Origin of the sequence: Pseudoxanthomonas yeongjuensis, from assembly GCF_010093345.1 — a bacterium.
Classification (GTDB): domain Bacteria; phylum Pseudomonadota; class Gammaproteobacteria; order Xanthomonadales; family Xanthomonadaceae; genus Pseudoxanthomonas_A; species Pseudoxanthomonas_A yeongjuensis.
The window spans coordinates 1,117,954-1,135,293 of the sequence record NZ_PDWT01000001.1 but is presented as its reverse complement, the minus strand read 5'-3'; the positions used below and the strand labels follow the sequence as shown (position 1 = coordinate 1,135,293).

19 protein-coding genes and 1 pseudogene are annotated in these 17,340 nt (G+C 65.4%); 4 read left to right on the top strand and 16 right to left on the bottom strand.

Features of this window, described 5'->3' with window-relative positions; genetic code table 11:
* Positions 1–65: 65 nt before the first annotated feature.
* Together CSC74_RS05105 and rhtA are read left to right on the top strand one after the other, a co-directional pair.
* Positions 66–1,247, top strand: coding sequence for a DmpA family aminopeptidase (locus tag CSC74_RS05105; protein WP_162313296.1), 1,182 nt, complete (start codon positions 66–68; stop codon positions 1,245–1,247).
* A 60-nt stretch (positions 1,248–1,307) separates the two neighbouring features.
* Positions 1,308–2,189: a threonine/homoserine exporter RhtA gene (gene rhtA, locus CSC74_RS05100; RefSeq protein ID WP_211369548.1), complete on the top strand. Its 882-nt coding sequence runs from the start codon at positions 1,308–1,310 to the stop codon at positions 2,187–2,189.
* Between the two features lie 15 nt (positions 2,190–2,204).
* Here rhtA and rnt read toward each other — a convergent pair whose 3' ends face one another.
* The 12 genes from rnt to CSC74_RS05040 form a co-directional block, all read right to left on the bottom strand.
* Positions 2,205–2,831 carry a ribonuclease T gene (gene rnt / locus CSC74_RS05095; RefSeq protein WP_162313295.1) on the bottom strand — a complete coding sequence of 209 codons (627 nt, stop codon included), beginning with the start codon at positions 2,829–2,831 and terminating at the stop codon, positions 2,205–2,207.
* Positions 2,832–3,030: 199 nt separating this feature from the next.
* Positions 3,031–3,804: an HvfC family RiPP maturation protein gene (locus CSC74_RS05090; protein ID WP_162313294.1), complete on the bottom strand. Its 774-nt coding sequence runs from the start codon at positions 3,802–3,804 to the stop codon at positions 3,031–3,033.
* Positions 3,797–4,648: an HvfB family MNIO-type RiPP peptide maturase gene (locus CSC74_RS05085; RefSeq protein WP_162313293.1), complete on the bottom strand. Its 852-nt coding sequence runs from the start codon at positions 4,646–4,648 to the stop codon at positions 3,797–3,799. The genes CSC74_RS05090 and CSC74_RS05085 overlap by 8 nt, the downstream gene beginning before the upstream one ends.
* 18 nt (positions 4,649–4,666) lie before the next feature.
* Positions 4,667–5,188, bottom strand: a complete 522-nt coding sequence (locus CSC74_RS05080; protein WP_162313292.1) for an HvfA family oxazolone/thioamide-modified RiPP metallophore — start codon at positions 5,186–5,188, stop codon at positions 4,667–4,669.
* Positions 5,189–5,341: 153 nt separating this feature from the next.
* Positions 5,342–5,872 (bottom strand): RNA polymerase sigma factor, encoded by a 531-nt coding sequence (locus CSC74_RS05075; protein WP_162313291.1) that lies wholly within the window; start codon positions 5,870–5,872, stop codon positions 5,342–5,344.
* 125 nt (positions 5,873–5,997) lie between these two features.
* Positions 5,998–6,708 carry a phosphate signaling complex protein PhoU gene (phoU, locus tag CSC74_RS05070; RefSeq protein ID WP_162313290.1) on the bottom strand — a complete coding sequence of 237 codons (711 nt, stop codon included), beginning with the start codon at positions 6,706–6,708 and terminating at the stop codon, positions 5,998–6,000.
* A gap of 186 nt (positions 6,709–6,894) precedes the next feature.
* Positions 6,895–7,752 carry a phosphate ABC transporter ATP-binding protein PstB gene (pstB, locus tag CSC74_RS05065; protein WP_170865773.1) on the bottom strand — a complete coding sequence of 286 codons (858 nt, stop codon included), beginning with the start codon at positions 7,750–7,752 and terminating at the stop codon, positions 6,895–6,897.
* On the bottom strand, positions 7,745–8,614 hold the full coding sequence (gene pstA, locus CSC74_RS05060) for a phosphate ABC transporter permease PstA (RefSeq protein WP_162313289.1): 870 nt from the start codon (positions 8,612–8,614) through the stop codon (positions 7,745–7,747). The genes pstB and pstA overlap by 8 nt, the downstream gene beginning before the upstream one ends.
* On the bottom strand, positions 8,614–9,582 hold the full coding sequence (gene pstC / locus CSC74_RS05055; RefSeq protein WP_162313288.1) for a phosphate ABC transporter permease subunit PstC: 969 nt from the start codon (positions 9,580–9,582) through the stop codon (positions 8,614–8,616). The genes pstA and pstC overlap by 1 nt, the downstream gene beginning before the upstream one ends.
* 176 nt (positions 9,583–9,758) lie before the next feature.
* Positions 9,759–10,853, bottom strand: coding sequence for a phosphate ABC transporter substrate-binding protein PstS (gene pstS / locus CSC74_RS05050; protein WP_162313287.1), 1,095 nt, complete (start codon positions 10,851–10,853; stop codon positions 9,759–9,761).
* Positions 10,854–11,213: 360 nt separating this feature from the next.
* The gene (gene pstS, locus CSC74_RS05045) at positions 11,214–12,269 is read right to left on the bottom strand and encodes a phosphate ABC transporter substrate-binding protein PstS (protein ID WP_425501415.1); all 1,056 of its coding nucleotides are present in this window, start codon (positions 12,267–12,269) and stop codon (positions 11,214–11,216) included.
* A gap of 223 nt (positions 12,270–12,492) precedes the next feature.
* The gene (locus CSC74_RS05040) at positions 12,493–13,644 is read right to left on the bottom strand and encodes an OprO/OprP family phosphate-selective porin (protein ID WP_162313285.1); all 1,152 of its coding nucleotides are present in this window, start codon (positions 13,642–13,644) and stop codon (positions 12,493–12,495) included.
* 183 nt (positions 13,645–13,827) lie between these two features.
* Between CSC74_RS05040 and arsC the strand changes: the two genes are divergently transcribed.
* Positions 13,828–14,268: an arsenate reductase (glutaredoxin) gene (gene arsC / locus CSC74_RS05035; RefSeq protein WP_162313284.1), complete on the top strand. Its 441-nt coding sequence runs from the start codon at positions 13,828–13,830 to the stop codon at positions 14,266–14,268.
* Between the two features lie 96 nt (positions 14,269–14,364).
* Here the strand turns inward: arsC and CSC74_RS05030 are convergent.
* The 4 genes and pseudogenes from CSC74_RS05030 to CSC74_RS05015 all read right to left on the bottom strand — a co-directional run.
* Positions 14,365–14,478: pseudogene (locus tag CSC74_RS05030) on the bottom strand (endonuclease III); the annotation flags it as partial.
* Positions 14,479–14,545: 67 nt separating this feature from the next.
* Positions 14,546–15,211, bottom strand: coding sequence for an endonuclease III (gene nth, locus CSC74_RS05025; RefSeq protein WP_162313283.1), 666 nt, complete (start codon positions 15,209–15,211; stop codon positions 14,546–14,548).
* Positions 15,208–15,555: a hypothetical protein gene (locus CSC74_RS05020; RefSeq protein WP_162313722.1), complete on the bottom strand. Its 348-nt coding sequence runs from the start codon at positions 15,553–15,555 to the stop codon at positions 15,208–15,210. The genes nth and CSC74_RS05020 overlap by 4 nt, the downstream gene beginning before the upstream one ends.
* Before the next feature lie 21 nt (positions 15,556–15,576).
* A complete protein-coding gene (locus CSC74_RS05015) occupies positions 15,577–16,359 on the bottom strand; it encodes an enoyl-CoA hydratase/isomerase family protein (protein ID WP_162313282.1) in 783 nt (260 codons plus the stop codon).
* A gap of 172 nt (positions 16,360–16,531) precedes the next feature.
* Between CSC74_RS05015 and CSC74_RS05010 the strand changes: the two genes are divergently transcribed.
* Positions 16,532–17,242: an FKBP-type peptidyl-prolyl cis-trans isomerase N-terminal domain-containing protein gene (locus CSC74_RS05010; RefSeq protein ID WP_162313281.1), complete on the top strand. Its 711-nt coding sequence runs from the start codon at positions 16,532–16,534 to the stop codon at positions 17,240–17,242.
* Positions 17,243–17,340: the final 98 nt, after the last annotated feature.

Genomic DNA, 17,340 nt, shown 5'->3' with positions numbered 1-17,340 from the left:
AGGAGGCCGAGAAGCGTCGGGGCTGAAGCCCCTCCCACAATCCGGAAGGTCTCCGGGGAGATCACATGGTCAGTCCGTCAACGGTCTTGTTTCGTGGCATCGCGCTGGCTTGCATGGCGATCCTGCCGCTCGCGGCGCACGGGCAGGAACGCGTCCGCGCACGCGACCTGGGCGTCGCGCCCGGCATCTTCTCTCCCGGCAAATTCAACGCCATCACCGATGTCGCCGGCGTGCGTGTCGGCCAGGTCACCCTGCGCGAAGGCGACAAGGTGCGCACCGGGGTGACCGCGGTCCTGCCGCATGCCGGCAACGCCTATCGCTCACGGGTGCCGGCGGCGCTGCATGTCGGCAACGGCTACGGCAAGTTCGCCGGCGGCAGCCAGGTCGACGAGCTGGGCGAACTGGAAACCCCGATCCTGCTGACCTGCACACTGTGCGTGTGGAAGGCGGCCGATGCGATGGCCGCCTGGATGCTGGAACAGCCGGACATGCAAGAGGTGCGTTCGATCAACCCGGTCGTGGGCGAGACCAATGATGGCGACCTCAACGACATCCGCGCCCGACCCATCACCGCCGATGCGGTCCGGAAAGCGCTGGAAGGCGCGACCACCGGACCGGTCGAAGAGGGAAGCGTCGGCGCCGGCACCGGGACCATCGCATTCGGCTGGAAAGGCGGCATCGGCACCTCTTCGCGCGTGCTGCCGGCCTCGCTCGGCGGCTGGACCGTGGGCGTGCTGGTGCAGACCAATTTCGGCGGCGTGCTGCAGGTGATGGGCGCGCCGGTGGGTCGCGAACTCGGCCGCTATTCGTTCCAGAACGCAGTCGCCCAACACGATGCGAATACCAAAGGCATGGCCGACGACCGCGGCGACGGTTCGGTGATCATCGTCATCGCCACCGATGCGCCGCTCAGCGACCGCAATCTCAAGCGCGTGGCCTCGCGGGCGATGATGGGGTTGGGCCGCACCGGCAGCTCCGCATCGAATGGAAGCGGCGATTATGCGCTGGCGTTCTCTACCGCCGATTCGGTACGCCGCGCCTTCGACGCGCCGCGACTGACCACCACCGAACTGGCCAACGCGGAGATGAGCGCGGTGTTCCAGGCCAGTGTCGATGCAGTGGAGGAGGCGGTCTACAACTCGTTGTTCATGGCGACCACCGTCACCGGAAATGGAACGACTGCCGAGGCGATACCGCTGGATCGCGTGCGCAGGATCCTTGTCGAACACGGAATCCACTCGCCCTGAGCCCGGCCCGGCTCCCTGCCGTGAATCACCGCGCACTCTCCCGATCACCGAGCCAGGATCATGACCTTCCCACGTCCCGCCGCTTCGTTGCTGCTGCCGGTATCGTTGTTGCTCATCGCGATGTTCTCGATACAGCTCGGCGCCAGCCTGGCCAAGAGCCTGTTCCCGGCTGTCGGCGCGATGGGCGCGACTTCCCTGCGACTGGGTTTCGGAACGCTGTTGCTATGGCTGGTGCTGCGTCCGTGGCGGATGCCGTGGCGCACCTTGCCCTGGAAGATGCTGCTGGGCTACGGCGTCTCGCTGGGGGTGATGAATTCGCTGTTCTACCTCGCCTTGCAGACCGTGCCACTGGGCATCGCCATCGCCCTCGAATTCACCGGTCCGTTGGGACTCGCATTGCTCGCGTCGCGCCGTTTGCGCGATGTGGGTTGGGTGGTGCTGGCGGTAGGCGGATTGCTGCTGCTGGTGCCATGGTCGTCGCAGGAGACGTCGCTGGATCCACTGGGCGTGGCCTACGCGCTCGGCGCGGGGGTGTGCTGGGCGCTGTACATCGTGTTCGGACAAAAGGCCGGTGCCGACCATGGCGCGCAGGCGGTTGCGCTGGGCGCGGCGATCGCGGCGATAGTGGCGGTACCTTGGGGCGTCATCGCATCCGGCATGGCCCTGCTCGCACCGGCGCTGCTGCCGGTGGGTCTTGCGGTGGCGGTGCTGTCGATGGCGTTGCCGTACAGCCTGGAGATGTTTGCCTTGACCCGGCTGCCGGTGCGCAGCTTCGGCATGTTGATGAGCCTGGAGCCGGCCATCGGTGCGCTCTGCGGATTCGTCTTCCTGCACGAGCAACTGGGCGTGCTGCAATGGCTGGCGATCGCAGCGGTCGTGGTGGCTTCGGCCGGCGCCACCCTCGGCGCGCGGGCTCCGGGTCCGGTACCCCTGCCGGACTGATCGGTCGGCGTAGGCTCAGGCGGGCCTGGGCCAGGCGTTGGCGATCTTGCAGAACAGGCGCGCGGTCTGCTCGGTGTCGTAGACCGCCGAATGCGCGTCGTCGGCGTTCCATTCCATGCCCGCGGCCTGCACCGCGCGGGCGAGCACGGTCTGGCCGTAGGCCATGCCGGCCATGGTCACCGTGTCGAACACGCTGAAAGGGTGGAAGGGATTGCGCTTGTGCCCCGAACGCGCGACCGCGGCGTTGAGGAAGTTCAGGTCGAAGTGCGCGTTGTGGCCGACCAGGATCGCGCGCTGGCAGCCGTGCTTCTTCATCGCCGCGCGTACCGGCGCGAAGACATGCTCCAGCGCTTCCTTCTCCGGTTTGGCCAAGCGGAACGGGTGGTCGAGGACGATGCCGGTGATTTCCAGCGACTTCGGGTCGATGTCGGTGCCGGGCGCGGGGACCAGGTGCGCGCTGGCGGTTTCGCCCATGACGAAGGCGCCGTCCGCGTCGAGGTCGATCGGCACCACCGCGATTTCCAGCAGCGCATGCCGGTTCCAGTCGAAACCGCCGGTTTCCACATCCACGACCACGGGCAGGTAGCCGCGGAAGCGGCGGGCCATGGGGCTGGGCGGCAAGGGTTCGTCGGCGTTCGTCATCGCTCAAGCCTAGCAGAGCCCGCAACCCCGCCTGTAGGAGCGGGCCTTGCCCGCGATGCTTTCGCCCTTGTCTTGTAGATCCGAGCTTGCTCGGATGCTCTTGATCTTCGCGAAAAGCATCCGAGCAAGCTCGGATCTACGCACCAAAGGAAGTCCCCTTGGGGGACAAAGCCAAGAGCATCGCGGGCAAGGCCCGCTCCTACAAGGCGGTGCCCAGGATCGTGCCTTCCTCGTGCATGCGCTGGAGCATGGCTGCGCCTTGTTCGATGAAGGCGGGCAGAGCCTGCCCCGGACCCGACCCGGGGTCGGCGACGCCGGCTTCCCGCGCCAGTTGCTCCAGCGCCTGGCGTCCGCTCAATTCGCCGCCGCGCAGGATCTCGATCAACCGATACACCAGCGGCGAGATTTCGGCGAAACGGATTTCGTATTGCCGGTCGCGCCGCACCAGGACCAGGGTCGGCGCTTCAGGTGGAGTCGTGGGCTGGTAATCGGGACCGATATGCGGCACCGGCCAGGTGTAGGCCAGGGCCCAGGCGGTGGGCGAGAGCACTGGAATGCCGGCCAGCAGAACGCCATCAGCCTGATGCGCGGGGACTTCATCGTCGTTGATCTGCAGGCCCAGCTCGACCCATTCGTAATGCGCCATCTCCGCCAGCCAAGGGGGATCGTCGGTCCCGGCTTGCGCGCGCTCCTGCAGGAAGCGGATGAACTCGCGACCGATCTCGGCGAACAATGGGGTATGGCTGCGGTGATGCGCGTAGAACCCGCGCACCAGCTTGCGCCAGCACTGCTCGCCCAGGGTCTTGCGGATGACCGGGAAATTGCCGGCCAGCAGGCCCTCGATATTGTTGAAGAACAGTTCGCGATAGATCGCCAGGCGGCGATCCTCGATACCCGGTGGCGGCGGATTGACGCCGGGATCGCGCAAGTGCGCGGCCATCTGGAACTGCTGTTCGCGCAAGGTCTCAGGCATGGGCGGCGCGCTGTCCGGCAACGCCCGCGGCGCGCTGCAATACGCGGATGCGTTCCACTTCCGCCAGCAGCACCGGCATCGCCGGGAAATTGAAGTCGCGTTCCAGCAGCGTCGGATGCACGCCGTGCATGCGGTACGCGGCTTCCAGCAGCGACCAGACCTCTTCCTTGACCGCGGCGCCGTGGGTATCCACCTTCAGGTCGTCTGCTTCATCGTAGTGGCCGGCGATGTGGTACGAGGCGATGCGTGCCGTCGGCATGCGCGCGAGAAAATCGCCGGCGCCGTAACCATGGTTGATGGCGTTGACGTAGATGTTGTTGACGTCGAGCAGCAGGTCGCAGTCGGCTTCGGCCAGGACCGCGTTGACGAAATCCACTTCGTCCATCGCCTGGTAGGGGGCGGCGTAGTAGGACACGTTCTCCACCGCGATGCGGCGCCCGAGCAGATCCTGCACGCGGCGGATGCGCGCGGCGACGTGGCGCACGGCTTCCTCGGTGAAGGGGATCGGCATCAGGTCGTAGAGGTGGCCGTCGTCGGTGCAGTAGCTCAGGTGTTCGCTGTACAGGGCGACCTTGTGCCGATCGAGGAAGCGGCGCACGCGCACCAGGAAGGTCTCGTCCAGCGGCGCCACGCCACCCAGCGACAGCGACAGTCCGTGGCAAGTGATGGGATGGCGCGAAGCGAGTTCGGCCAGCGCCTCGCCGTATTTCCCGCCCACGCCGATCCAATTGTCCGGCGCGCATTCTAGGAAATCGAATGCGCCCTGGGGCGCGGACTGCGACGCGCCCAGCAGGGCGCGTCGCAGGCCTATTCCCGCACTGGCATCGGGCAGGGTGGAGCTCATGCGATCAGCAGGAACGGATCAGATGCTGCCGCCGCACTTGCCTTCACCGCACTTGCCTTCGGCATGTTCGGCCTTGGCGTCGGACTTCTTGTCGGCGCCGCAGCTGCCTTCGCCCTTGGCCTTGTCGGCACCGCACTTGCCTTCGCCGCATTTGCCTTCGTGTTGGGCCTTGGCCTCGGCCGCATCGATGAAGCCGTCCTTGTTGGTGTCGATGGTGTCGAACTTGGCGGGCTCGTCCGGATGGGCGGCATCGAACTCGGCGCGCGAGGCCTTGCCGTCCTTGTCGGTGTCGACCTTGTCCATGCCGCACTTGCCTTCTCCGCATTTTCCTTCCGCGGCCTTCTTGTCGGCGCCGCAGCTGCCTTCGGCCTTCTTGTCGGCATCGGTCGCGGCCTTCTCTTGGCCGGCGCCCGCGGTCGCGGACACCAGGTAACCCTGGGCCATCGGTTGCATGGCGAAGGCCGAGCCGGACAGGGCCAGGCCGCCGACCAGGGCGGTGCACAGGGCGAGTGAAACGGGTTTGTGGTTGGGCTTGCTCATGGTCGTGCTCCAGTGGTGGTGCGGACGGGGGTCCGCGGGTTGTGGTTCAAGTGTAACGGGGTCCGGGTAGAGGCTTGTGTGCACTGCGGCAGCGCAGTATTTGCCCTGGTTGGCCATGAATACGCAGGCAGCACGAAGCTGGATGCAGCGGTTTCAATCCGGTCGTTCCGGATCCAGGTATTCGCGGGCCAGCAGGCGTGCCCGGTGCAGGCGGGATTTGGCTGCTTCGCGGTTGAGGCCCAGCTGTTGCGCCAATTCCGCTATCGAGTAGCCCTCCATGTCCCGCAGGAGGATGATTTCGCGGTAGTGGGCAGGCAGGGAGACCAGGGCAGCAGCGACGTCATGGCGCAGTTCGACGGGTTCGAAACTGCAGATGGGCATGATGTCTTCGGTGACGGCATCGCCGGTCAGCATGCGTAACCCCCGTTTCAGACGGTTGCATTCGCGCTTGACGATGCGGAACAGCCAGGAGGTGTAGGCCTCCAGTACGCGCAGGTCGCGCAGGCGCCGCGAAACCAGGATAAGGCTCTCCTGCACGGCGTCTTCGGCATCGTTGATGTTGCAATGGTATTCGGCGTAGCGGCGCAGGTTCTGCCGCGACTGCGAGAGTACGCGTTGCAGCGCAGCAGCATCGCCGCCACGCGCGGCGATCAGGTCTTCGTTGCTGGCTGGCATTGCGCCCATCTGTTCTCCGGACTTCGAACATGCCGCCGTTGCGCCATGCGTGACAGTACCAAAGAGCCAGTGCCGGGGCGGATGGGTTCGCGCTCCCGGAAGCCGGTTACTTCCGATTCATCGGAAAGTAGGGGTCAGACCGCGCCAGCGGTATTGGTCCCGTCGCGCTTGTCGCGCGGCGGCAGCGGCTGGTCGCCATGGACCAGGAACCAGATGTTCTCGGCGATGTTCGTGGCGTGGTCGCCGATGCGTTCCAGGTTCTTGGCCATGAACAGCAGGTGCGTGCACGGGGTGATGCTGCGCGCGTCCTCCATCATGTAGGTCAGCAGTTCGCGGAACAATGCGGTGTATTGCGCGTCCAGTTCCGCATCGCGCGCGCGCACCCTCAGCGCACGGTCCGCGTCGCCGTCGCTGTAGGCCTGCAGCACGTCTTCGACCTGGCGCGCGGCCAGCTTGCCCAGGGCGCGCAGGCTGGCGGTGTGGGGCACCGGCGGGGAGACATTCAACGCGATCGAGCGCTTGGCCACGTTGGCGGCGTAGTCGCCGATGCGTTCGATGTCGGCGGGAATGCGCAGACCGGCGAGGATCTCGCGCAGGTCGCGGGCCATCGGTCCACGCAGGGCCAACTGCATCACGTCATGGCTGATGCTGGCCTCCAGTTTGTCGATCTCGACATCGTTGGCGATGATCCGCTGCGCGGCGCGGTCGTCGCGACGTTCGACCACGTCCAGCGCGGCCTCGAGCTGGGCGACCGCAATGCCGCCCATACGCATGATCTCTCCGACCAGGCGACGCTGTTCTTCGTCGTAGCTCTTGACGATGTGTTCGTGGGGTTGGTTGTTCATAGGGAGGCCGGGAGTGAGGGGTGAGGAGTGAGAGACGAGGAACGAGGAACGAGGAACGAGGAGTGAGGAACGAGGAGTGAGGAGTGAGGAGTGAGGAGTGAGGAGCGGGGAGCGGGGAGCGGGGAGTGCTTGGTTTGCAGATTCCCGACTCTCGTTCCTCGTTTCTCAACCCTCGTTCCTCGCTTCTTATCCAAACCGCCCAGTAATGTAATCCTCGGTCTGCTGCTTCTTCGGGCTGGAGAAGATGCTCGAGGTCAGGTCGTGTTCGATCAGGTCGCCCAGGTACATGAAGGCGGTGTAGTCGGAGACGCGCGCGGCCTGTTGCATGTTGTGGGTGACGATGGCGATGGTGTAGTCCTTCTTCAGCTCCTCGACCAGTTGTTCGATGCGGCTGGTGGAGATCGGATCCAGCGCCGAAGTCGGTTCGTCCAGCAGCAGCACGTCGGGCTTCAATGCCACCGCGCGGGCGATGCACAGGCGTTGCTGCTGGCCGCCGGACAGGCCCAGCGCGCTCTGGCCCAGCTTGTCCTTCACTTCGCCCCACAGCGCCGCCTGGTTCAGCGCCTGCTCGACGCGGTCGTTCATGTCGGCCTTGCTGATCTTCTCGTGGTGGCGGATCGCATAGGCGACGTTTTCGTAGATGGTCATCGGGAACGGCACCGGCTTCTGGAACACCATGCCGACCTTGCTGCGCAGCCGGTTCATCGGGTATTTCGGCGACAGGATGTTCTCGCCATCCAGGATCACCTCGCCCTTGGCCGTCATCTTCGGGTACAGCGCATAGATGCGGTTGAAGATGCGCAGCAGCGTCGACTTGCCGCAGCCCGATGGTCCGATCAGCGCGGTCACGCGCTTCTCGGGGATCTCCAGGTTGATGCCCTTCAGCGCATGGAATTTGTCGTAGTAGAAATCCAGTCCCTGCGCCTCCAGCTTGACCGGCGACGGCGGGATCGCGCCGCGCTCGGTGGTCACGGTCGTGATCCGCTGGGTGGAGTCGTTGCGTTGAACGTCGTTCATGGCCGGGTCCGAGGAAAGGTTAGTCATTGGAGATCTTGTTCCGCAGCAGCACGCCGCGCGCAGTCAGGCTGATGAGGAGCACGAACACGGTCAGGACCAGCGCACCGGCCCAGGCCAGGGTCTGCCAGGATTCGTAGGGACTGCCGGCGAACTGGTTCATCACCACCGGCACGCTGGCCATCGGCTGGGTGATATCGGCGTTCCAGTATTGGCTGCCGAAGGCGGTGAACAGCAGCGGCGCGGTCTCGCCGCTGATCCGGGCCAGCGCCAGCAGGATGCCGGTGACGATGCCGGCCGACGCGCTGCGGTACAGCACCTGCACGATCACCTTCCATTGCGGCACGCCCAGCGACAGGGCCGCCTCGCGCATCTGCGCCGGTACCAGGCGCAGCATTTCGTCGGTGGTGCGCACCACCACCGGCAGCACGATGAAAGCCAGCGCCAGCGCACCGGCCAGCGCGGAGAATCCGCCGCCGAACTGCATGATGAAGAGCGTGTACACGAACAGGCCCAGCACGATCGATGGCGCCGACAGCAGGATGTCGTTGACGAAGCGCACCACCGTGCCGGCCTTGCGCGCGTTGCCGTACTCGGCCAGCCAGGTGCCGGCCAGCACGCCCAGCGGCGTGCCGATGGCGATGGCCAGGCCGCACATGATCGCGCTGCCGAAGAAGGCATTGGCCAGGCCGCCTTCCTGCATCGGCGGCGGCGTCATGCGGGTGAACAGGTTGACGTCGATCCCGGCGATGCCCTTGGCGACCAGCGTCCAAAGGATCCAGGCGAGGAAGAACAGGCCGAACACCGCGGTGGCGCAGGAAAGCGCCAGAGCGACGACGTTGATGATGCCGCGGCGGCGATAGAGGCCGGTGGCTGCCGAGTGCGCGCTCATCAGTTGCCCTCCTTGCGCGAAAGCTGCATCAGCATGTAGCGGGCGATGGCCAGCACCACGAAAGTCACGATGAACAGTACGAAGCCCAGCAGCAGCAATGCGGAGCGATAGGTTTCCGTCGCTTCGCCGAAGTCGTTGGCGATCAGCGCGGCGATGGTGGTGCCGGGTTCCAGCAGCGAAGCCGACAGGCTGACCGTGTTGCCGATGACGAAGGCCACCGCCATGGTTTCACCGAGCGCGCGCCCCAGGCCCAGGAAGATGCCGCCGATCACCGCGCTGCGCGTGTAGGGCAGGACGATGTCCCAGCTGACTTCCCATTTGGTCGAGCCCAGCGCATAGGCCGATTCCTTCAGGCGTTGCGGCACGGTGAGGAAGACTTCGCGCATCACCGAGCTGATGAACGGTATGACCATGATCGCCAGCACGAAGCCGGCGGTCAGCATGCCGATGCCCAGCGGCGGGCCGCGGAAGAACACGCCGATGTAGGGAATCGTGCCGATATGGTCGTTGAGCCAGGGCGTGCCGTATTCGGTCATCACCGGCACCAGAACGAACAGGCCCCACATGCCGTAGATGATGGAGGGAATGCCCGCCAACAACTCGATCGCCGTGCCGACCGGCCCGCGCAACCAGCGCGGCGCCACCTCGGTCAGGAAGAAGGCGATGCCGAAGCTGACCGGTACCGCGATCAGCATCGCGATCACCGCGGTGACGATGGTGCCGTAGATCGGCGCGAGCGCGCCGTACTTGTTCTCGACCGGGTTCCATTCGCTGGAATAGAAGAAGCTCAATCCCTGCGCCTGCAGGACTTCGCGTCCGCCCCACAGCATGGACAGCGCGGCGGTGGCCAGCGCCACCAGCACGAAGGCCACGGTCGCGGTCAGCAGCCAGCGGAACAGGCGATCGTTGCGTGCGTCGCGCGAATCGCGTGTGGACGGAGCATTCAATGGGGCGGCAATGGCGTTCATGATGTCCTGAAGGTCGTCATTCGAGCGAACCGTGAATCGTCGTTCCCGCGTAGGCGGGAATCGCTCTTGCCGTTGATGTTGCGTGCGGCATCAACGTGAAGGGCAAGGTCAAGAGCGATCCCCGCCTGCGCGGGGATGACGGATTGGCAAGGCCGCGCTATGCGCGGGCCAATCCGTCACTTGAACTCGCTGCCCCAATACGCTTCGATCTGCGTCACCAGTTCCGGCGGAAGCGGCACGTAGTGCAGTTCGTTGGCCTGGGACTGGCCGTTCTCGAAGGCCCACTTGAAGAACGCCAGGGTCTCGGCGCTGCGCTTGGCGTCCTTCGGCTGCTTGTGCATCAGCATGAAGTTGGTGGCGGTGATCGGCCATGCGTTGGCGCCGGGCGCGTTGGTGATGACCAGGTTGAAGTCCTTGGCGTTGGCCCAGTCGGCGCTGGCCGCGGCGGCGGCGAAGCTTTCCGAATTCGGCTGCACGAAATTCCCGGCCGCGTTCTGCAGCGAAGCGTACGGCATCTGGTTCTGCAGCGCGTAGGCCAGTTCCACGTAGCCGATGCCGCCCTTGATCTGCTTCACGTACGAGGCCACGCCTTCGTTGCCCTTGCCGCCGACGCCGCCCGGCCATTGCACCGAGGTGCCTTCGCCGACCTTGCTCTTCCACTCCGGGCTGACCTTGGACAGGTAGTTGGAGAAGTTGAAGGTCGTGCCGGAACCATCCGAGCGATGCACCAGGCTGATCTTCACCGCGGGCAGGGCAACGCCCGGGTTCGCCGCAGCGATGGCCGCGTCGTTCCACATCGTGATCTTGCCCAGGAAGATGTCGGCCAGCAGCGCGCCGGTCAGTTTCAGCTGGCCCGGCTGCAGGCCTTCCACGTTGATCACCGGGACCACGCCGCCGATCGCCGACGGGAACTGGCCAAGACCGGCCTGGGCGAGTTCTTCCGTGGACAGCGGCTTGTCGGTGGAACCGAAGTCCACCGTGCCCGCCTTGATCTGGGCGATGCCGCCGCCGGAGCCGATCGACTGGTAGTTGACCTTGGCGCCGGTGGCGGCGTTGTAGTCGGCCGACCACTTGGACACCAGCGGATAGATGAAGGAAGCGCCGGCGCCGGAGATCTCGGCGGCGTTGGGGTTGGCTGCGGCCGGGGCGGTGGTCGCGGCCGGGTCGGGCGCACCGGTGGCCGGGGCCGGGTTGTCCGCGGGCTTGCAGGCGGCCAGGGCCACGGTGACGGACAGGGCGAGCAGGGCAAGGCGAGTCGGCTTCAGGTTCATCATGAAACTCCGTTGACGAAGGTGCCGGCTCAGCGCCAGCGGGTGACGCCATGAAATGATGTTTTTGTTACATGCGTATGACAGGGGGCGGGAAGCGAGGAGCGAGGAACGAGAAGTGAGGAACGAGGAGTGAGGAGTGAAGAGTGAGGAGTGAGGAGTGAGGAGTGAGGAGTGAGGAATGAGGAACGGCAAGGGGTCGGTGGCTCAGTGCCGAAGCACGGCAAGTTTTCATTCCGTTCTCTCTCGTTCCTCGTTCCTATGTTTCTCGTTCCTCGCTTCCCGCCCCAGCCTCCAAACAAAAAAGCGCGGACCTCGCGGTCCGCGCCCGTGAACGACCAGGGGGAGAGAGAGCCCGTCCGTTCAGTACGCCATGTTCTGCGACCAGTAGGTCTCGATCTGCTGGACCAGCGCGTCCGGCAGGGGCACGTAACCCAGCGCGGTGGCCTGGGCGTCGCCGTTGGCATAGACCCAGCGGAAGAATTCCTTGGCGCCCTTGGCTCCGGCGGCGTTCTTCGGCTGCTTGTACATCAGGATGAAGTTGGTGGCGATGATCGGCCAGGAATCGGCGCCCGGAGCATTGGTGTTGACCAGGTAGAAGTCCTTGGTCGCGCCCCAGTTGGCGCTGGCGGCGGCGGCCGCGAAGCTGTCGTCGCTGGGGACGATGAAGTTGCCGTCGGCGTTCTTCAGCCGCGAATAGGCCATCTTGTTCTGCAGCGCATAGGACAGTTCGACATAGCCGATGCCGCCCTTGATCTGCTTGACGTAGGCGGCCACGCCTTCGTTGCCCTTGCCGCCGATGCCCACCGGCCACTTGACCGTGGTGCCTTCGCCGACCTGGCTCTTCCAGTCGCCGCTGACCTTGGACAGGTAGTTGACGAAGTTGAAGGTGGTGCCGGAGCCATCCGAGCGGTGCACGATGGTGATCTTGGCGTCGGGCAACTTCAGGCCGCCGTTGAGGGCGACGATGGCCGGGTCGTTCCACTTCTTGACCTTGCCGAGGAAGATGTTGGCCAGGGTCTCGCCGTCCAGCTTCATCGCGCCGGCGGCGACGCCCGGCAGGTTGACCACGGGCACGATGCCGCCGATCACCGAGGGAAACTGGGCCAGGCCGGACTTGGCCAGTTCCTCGGGCTTCAACGGCGCGTCGGAGGAGCCGAAATCGACCGTGCCGGCCTTGATCTGGGCGATGCCGCCGCCGGAACCGATCGACTGGTAGTTGACCTGCTTGCTGTTGGCCTTGGCGTAATCGGCCGACCACTTGGACATGGCCGGGTACACGAACGAGGCGCCGGCGCCGGTGACGTCGGCGGCCATTGCATTGGCCGAGAATGCGGCCGCGATGGCCAGCACCGCGACGCGCGATTTGAGGGAGTTGAACACTGGGTGGGCTCCTGGGAAGTGGACGATGCGGGTCATCCCGCTCGCTGCTATTGCATAACCATTGCGTGACACCTCCGCGACGATCGGATGACAGGAAGATGACGCAAGCGGGGGGCGGGAGAACCATGTGGGAGCGGCGTGAGCCGCGAAAGCCTTTCGCGGCTCACGCCGCTTCCACAGTCCTGGATCAGGAAGCAAAAAAAAAGCGCGGCCGGAGCCGCGCTTGAAATGAAACAGAAGGAGGAGCAAGTTCCGCGGATTACCAGAAGAACTGCAGGCGCGCTTCCAGGATCGACGGATCGTCGCTGACATCGGCGCGGTCGCTGCTGACCTTGACGTAGTTCAGGGCCACCTTGTAGTTCGAGCGCCAGTAGTAGTTCACGCCGGCGGTGATGATGTCCATCTGCCCGCCCTGCACCGAACCGTCGTCCAGGTCCATGGTGTCGTAGCGCAGGCCCAGTTGCCACATGCCGGTGGCCGGTTCGTTCGGACCCGAAGTGCTGGGTGTGCCGCCCTTGTAGCCCCAGGTTTCGCCGGTCAGGTTCCACAGGCCGCTGAGGTAGGCGCCGGTGGAGGTGTAGTCGTCGGAACCGGCGCGGTAACGCTGCACGTCGCTGGTGTAGTACTCGCCCTGCAGCTTGAACGGGCCGTGGATCCACAGACCCTCCAGGCTGGTGGTGGCGACACGGTCGGCATCGGTCAGATTGCCGCTGTCCACCAGCCGCACCGTGGCCAGGTCGGCATTGGGGCGGGAGCGTACGCGGAAGGTGTCGTCCGGCGTGTCGTAGTCGACATAGGCCAGGCCGAAATGCAGCACGTTGCCCTTCTCGTTGATCGGCGCCCAGGTGCCGCGCAGGCCGAAGCCGGGGCCGTGGGCCAGGTTGCGGGTCAGTTCGCGGCCGAAGTAGCTGGCGGTCAGGCTCCAGTCGCTGGTGCCGTAGCTGTAGCCCACGCCCAGGCGGCGGGCGACGGCGTAGGTATTGGTGACCGCGGCCTTGGAGATGAAATCGTTGTTCTTGGTGCTGGACAGTTCTTCCAGGCTGTTGGGCTGCTTGAACTGGCCCAGCTGCAGGTAGTGGTTGCTGTCGCCGCCGATCTTGTACTTGAGGTTGGTGTCGAGGAACTTGTCGGCCTTGGCGTCGTAGCCCACGACCCATTCGACGTTGCCCGGGCCCTTGCCTTTCAGCACGAGTTCGGCGCGGCGCAGTTCGTATTCGCTGTCCTTGCCGTTGGCGCCGACGCCGTTGAGGTCGGCCAGGTCGTTGTCGAACCAGTTGCCATCGGCCTGGACCAGGCCTTCGAAGCTGATTTCCGAGCCGCCGATGACATCGATGGCGACTTCGGCATGGGCAGCCGGCGCGGCGATAGCCGCCAGCAAGGCGAGAGTGAGGGTGTGGCGTTGGATTTTCATGGATTGGCCATTGGGCGTGAGTGAGGTGACGCCGCGCAGGCTAGTGCGTGAACTTTGCGTTATTGTGACAAAGCTGTCTTATTTCGTCGCGATGACACTTTTTTGATCCGCCCACGGCCACGGTGTGTCGGTTTCGGCGCTTTCCGGCATCATGCCGGCCCCGCAACCTCCACTGGAGCAGCCATGGACAACCCCGCCCTCGATATCGTCGTCTACCACAACCCCGCGTGCGGCACTTCGCGCAACACGCTCGCGCTGATCCGCAACGCCGGTATCGAGCCGCACGTCGTCGAATACCTGAAGTCGCCGCCGAGTCGTGCGCAATTGCAGTCGTTGCTCGGACGCATGGGTATCGGAGCGCGCGAACTGCTGCGCGAGAAGGAGGCTTGCTATCGCGAACTTGGATTGGACGATCCGGCGCTGGACGAGGACGCATTGCTCGATGCGATGGTCTCGCATCCCTTGCTGATCAACCGGCCGATCGTGGTTTCGCCCCTGGGCGTGGCCCTGTGCCGTCCATCCGAGCGGGTGCTGGACCTGTTGCCGCTGCCGCAGCGCGGCGCCTTCGCCAAGGAAGACGGCGAACAGGTCGTGGACGCGGATGGCAACCGGTTGCTGCCATAAGGGATGAGTTGTAGGAGCGACGCAAGTCGCGAAGTCCGTAACCTCAAACCGTGAGGACTTCGCGACTTGCGTCGCTCCTACATCGCTCTGCATCCGTCAGTGATTGCCTGGCTCCGGCGTCTTGTCCCTGTATCGGCACAGGTCGCGGATCACGCAATGCGGACAGTCCGGCTTGCGCGCCTTGCACACATAGCGGCCGTGCAGGATCAGCCGGCCCGCGATAGCAGGCGGGCGCCGCGGTAACGAAGCCGCGCCGGCGGCGGAGGATCCCGCCGAGTCAGGCGACTGTCTTGTCCTTGTACCGGCACAGGTCGCGGATCACGCAATGCGGACAGTCCGGCTTGCGCGCCTTGCACACATAGCGGCCGTGCAGGATCAGCCAGTGATGCGCGTCCTGCTTGAACTCGTCCGGCACCACCTTCATCAGCTTGTCCTCCACCGCGCGTACGTCCTTGCCCGGCGCCAGCCCGGTGCGGTTGGCGACGCGGAAGATGTGCGTGTCGACGGCGATGGTCGGTTCGCCGAAGGCGGTGTTCATGACCACATTCGCGGTCTTGCGGCCGACCCCGGGCAGCGCTTCGAGCGCAGTGCGGTCGCGTGGGACTTCGCCGGCGTATTTTTCGACGAGGATGCGGCAGGTGGCGATCACGTTCTTCGCCTTGGCGTTGAACAGGCCGATGGTGGCGATGTAGGGCTTGAGGCCCTCTTCGCCCAGCGCGAGGATCGCGGCAGGGGTGTTGGCCACCGGATAAAGACGGCGCGTGGCCTTGTTGACGCCGACGTCGGTGGCCTGCGCCGACAGGATCACCGCCACCAGCAACTCGAACGGCGTGTTGTAGGCAAGCTCGGTGGTGGGCTTGGGATTGAGTTCCGCAAGCCGCGAGAACAGCTCGCGGATTTCGTCGGGTTTCAGCGTCTTGCTGCGTTTCGATGTTGCATTCATTGCCTGCCGCGCTCCGCGGCCCTGGCCTTGGCGCGGGCCAGGATCGCCGCTGCCGCAGGCGGCAATGGACTTTTCCTTTCCGCAACGACGGGCGCCCGCTTCGCCTCGCGCTCGGCGACGCGCCGGGCAAGGCGCGCATTGCGCGCCAGGTAGCGATCGCGTGCGGACCATGCCCTGGACAGGGTCTGCTGCGCATCGATCAATTTCGTGGCCACTTCGAGGCCGCAGGCGGTGCAGGGAACGTAGTGCATGAGGCCGGCCTCGATCGCGGCATCGACATCGTCGTTTTGCAGCAAACCCAGTAATCGGCTTCCGTGCCCGCAGTCATGCGCTCCGGCTTCCATGTCGCTCGCTTGCATGCCCACTCAACTTCCGTTGAACACGGGCTTGCGACGTTCCAGGAAGGCGCGCGTGCCTTCGCGCATGTCGTCGGTGGAGAACATCAGGCCGAATTGCGCGGTCTCGTACTGCAGGCCCTCGCCGATGGCGCATTCGCCGCCCACGTTGACCGCATCCAGGGTGCCGCGCAGGGCCAGCGGCGCGGCCTGGGCGAGTTGTTCGGCCACTTTCAGGGTCTCGGCTTCCAGTTCGGCGGCCGCGACCACGCGATTGACGATGCCCAGTTGCAGCGCGCGCGCGGCATCGATCGGTGCGCCCAGCAGGCACAGTTCCAGGGTCGCGGCGCGTCCGGCCAGGCGCAGCAGGCGCTGGGTGCCGCCGAAGCCGGGGATCAGGCCCAGATTGATTTCCGGCTGGCCCAGCCTGGCCGAGTCCGCGGCGATGCGCAGGTGGCAGGCCATGGCCAGTTCCAGGCCGCCGCCCAGTGCGAATCCGTTCACCATTGCGATGACCGGCTTGGGCATGGTTTCGATCCTGCGCATGAGGCGTTGCCCGCGCAGGGAAAAATCGCGGCCCTGGGTGGGGCGCAGGCCGGCCATCTCGGCGATGTCGGCCCCGGCTACGAAAGCCTTGGGACCGGCTCCGGTCAGTACCAGCACCCTTGCCGCGGGGTCTTCCGCCGCTGCTTCGAAGGCCACGAACAGCGCATCCAGGGTCGCAGCGTTCAGGGCGTTGAGTTTGTCGGGACGATTGACGGTGATGCGGCGGATGCCGGCGTGGTCGTGGAGAGTGATGGGCGAATCGGTCATGATCTGGCTGCGCTGGGAATGGGGCATGGGAGTGGGAACGGGGCGGAACTTAAGGCCCGCGGCCCGGTCAGAGCCCCGGTCGTCACTGGCGGTTAAGCCCCTCGGCGGCTATCCTAACGCGTACTGCTGGGGCGGTTCGACCGCCCCATTCCATTCCCGGAGATCGTAAATAATGAAGTTGCGTTTGCTCGCCGCCACCCTCGCGGCCATGACCCTGGTAGCCGGCTCCGCCTTCGCGCAAACCACGCCGGCGCCGAACAAGAACGATCTGAGCTACGCGCTCGGTTACGACCTCGGCCGCAACCTGGTCGATAGCGGCGAAGCGGTCGACATCAACACGGTGGTCAAGGCCGTGCAGGAAGGCTATGCGAAGAAGGAGCCGACCGTTCCGGTCGCCCAGCTGCGCACCGCCGTCGAAGCCATGCAGAAGCGGCAGATGGAAAAGGCCAAGGCCGAGTTCGAAAAGGCCTCGGCCGAGAACAAGACCAAGAGCGACGCATTCCTGGCCCAGAACAAGGGCAAGCCGGGCGTGAAGACCCTGCCGGGTGGCGTCCAGTACCGCGAGATCGAGGCGGGCAATGGCGCCAAGCCGAACCAGGCCAGCAACGTCACCCTGCAGTACAAGGGGGCGCTGACCGACGGCCGCACCTTCGTCGACACCTTCAGCCCGCAGCAGGGCCAGACCGCACCGCCGGCGCCCATGGAGATCAAGGTCAGCGAGATCCCGCTTGCCGGTCTGCGCGACGCACTGGTGGCGATGCCCGCCGGCGCACGCTGGGAAGTGGTGATACCGGCCGACAAGGCCTACGGCAATACCCCCAAGTCGCCGATCGGCCCGAACCAGGCCGTGGTCTTCGAAGTCAAGCTGGTCAGCGTCAAGTGACACAACGGCCCATGCGCGCAGCGCATGGCTTTGCCGTTGTGTCATCCCCGCGCAGGCGGGGATCCAGCGACTTCAGCTCTATCATTGCGTCATCCCCG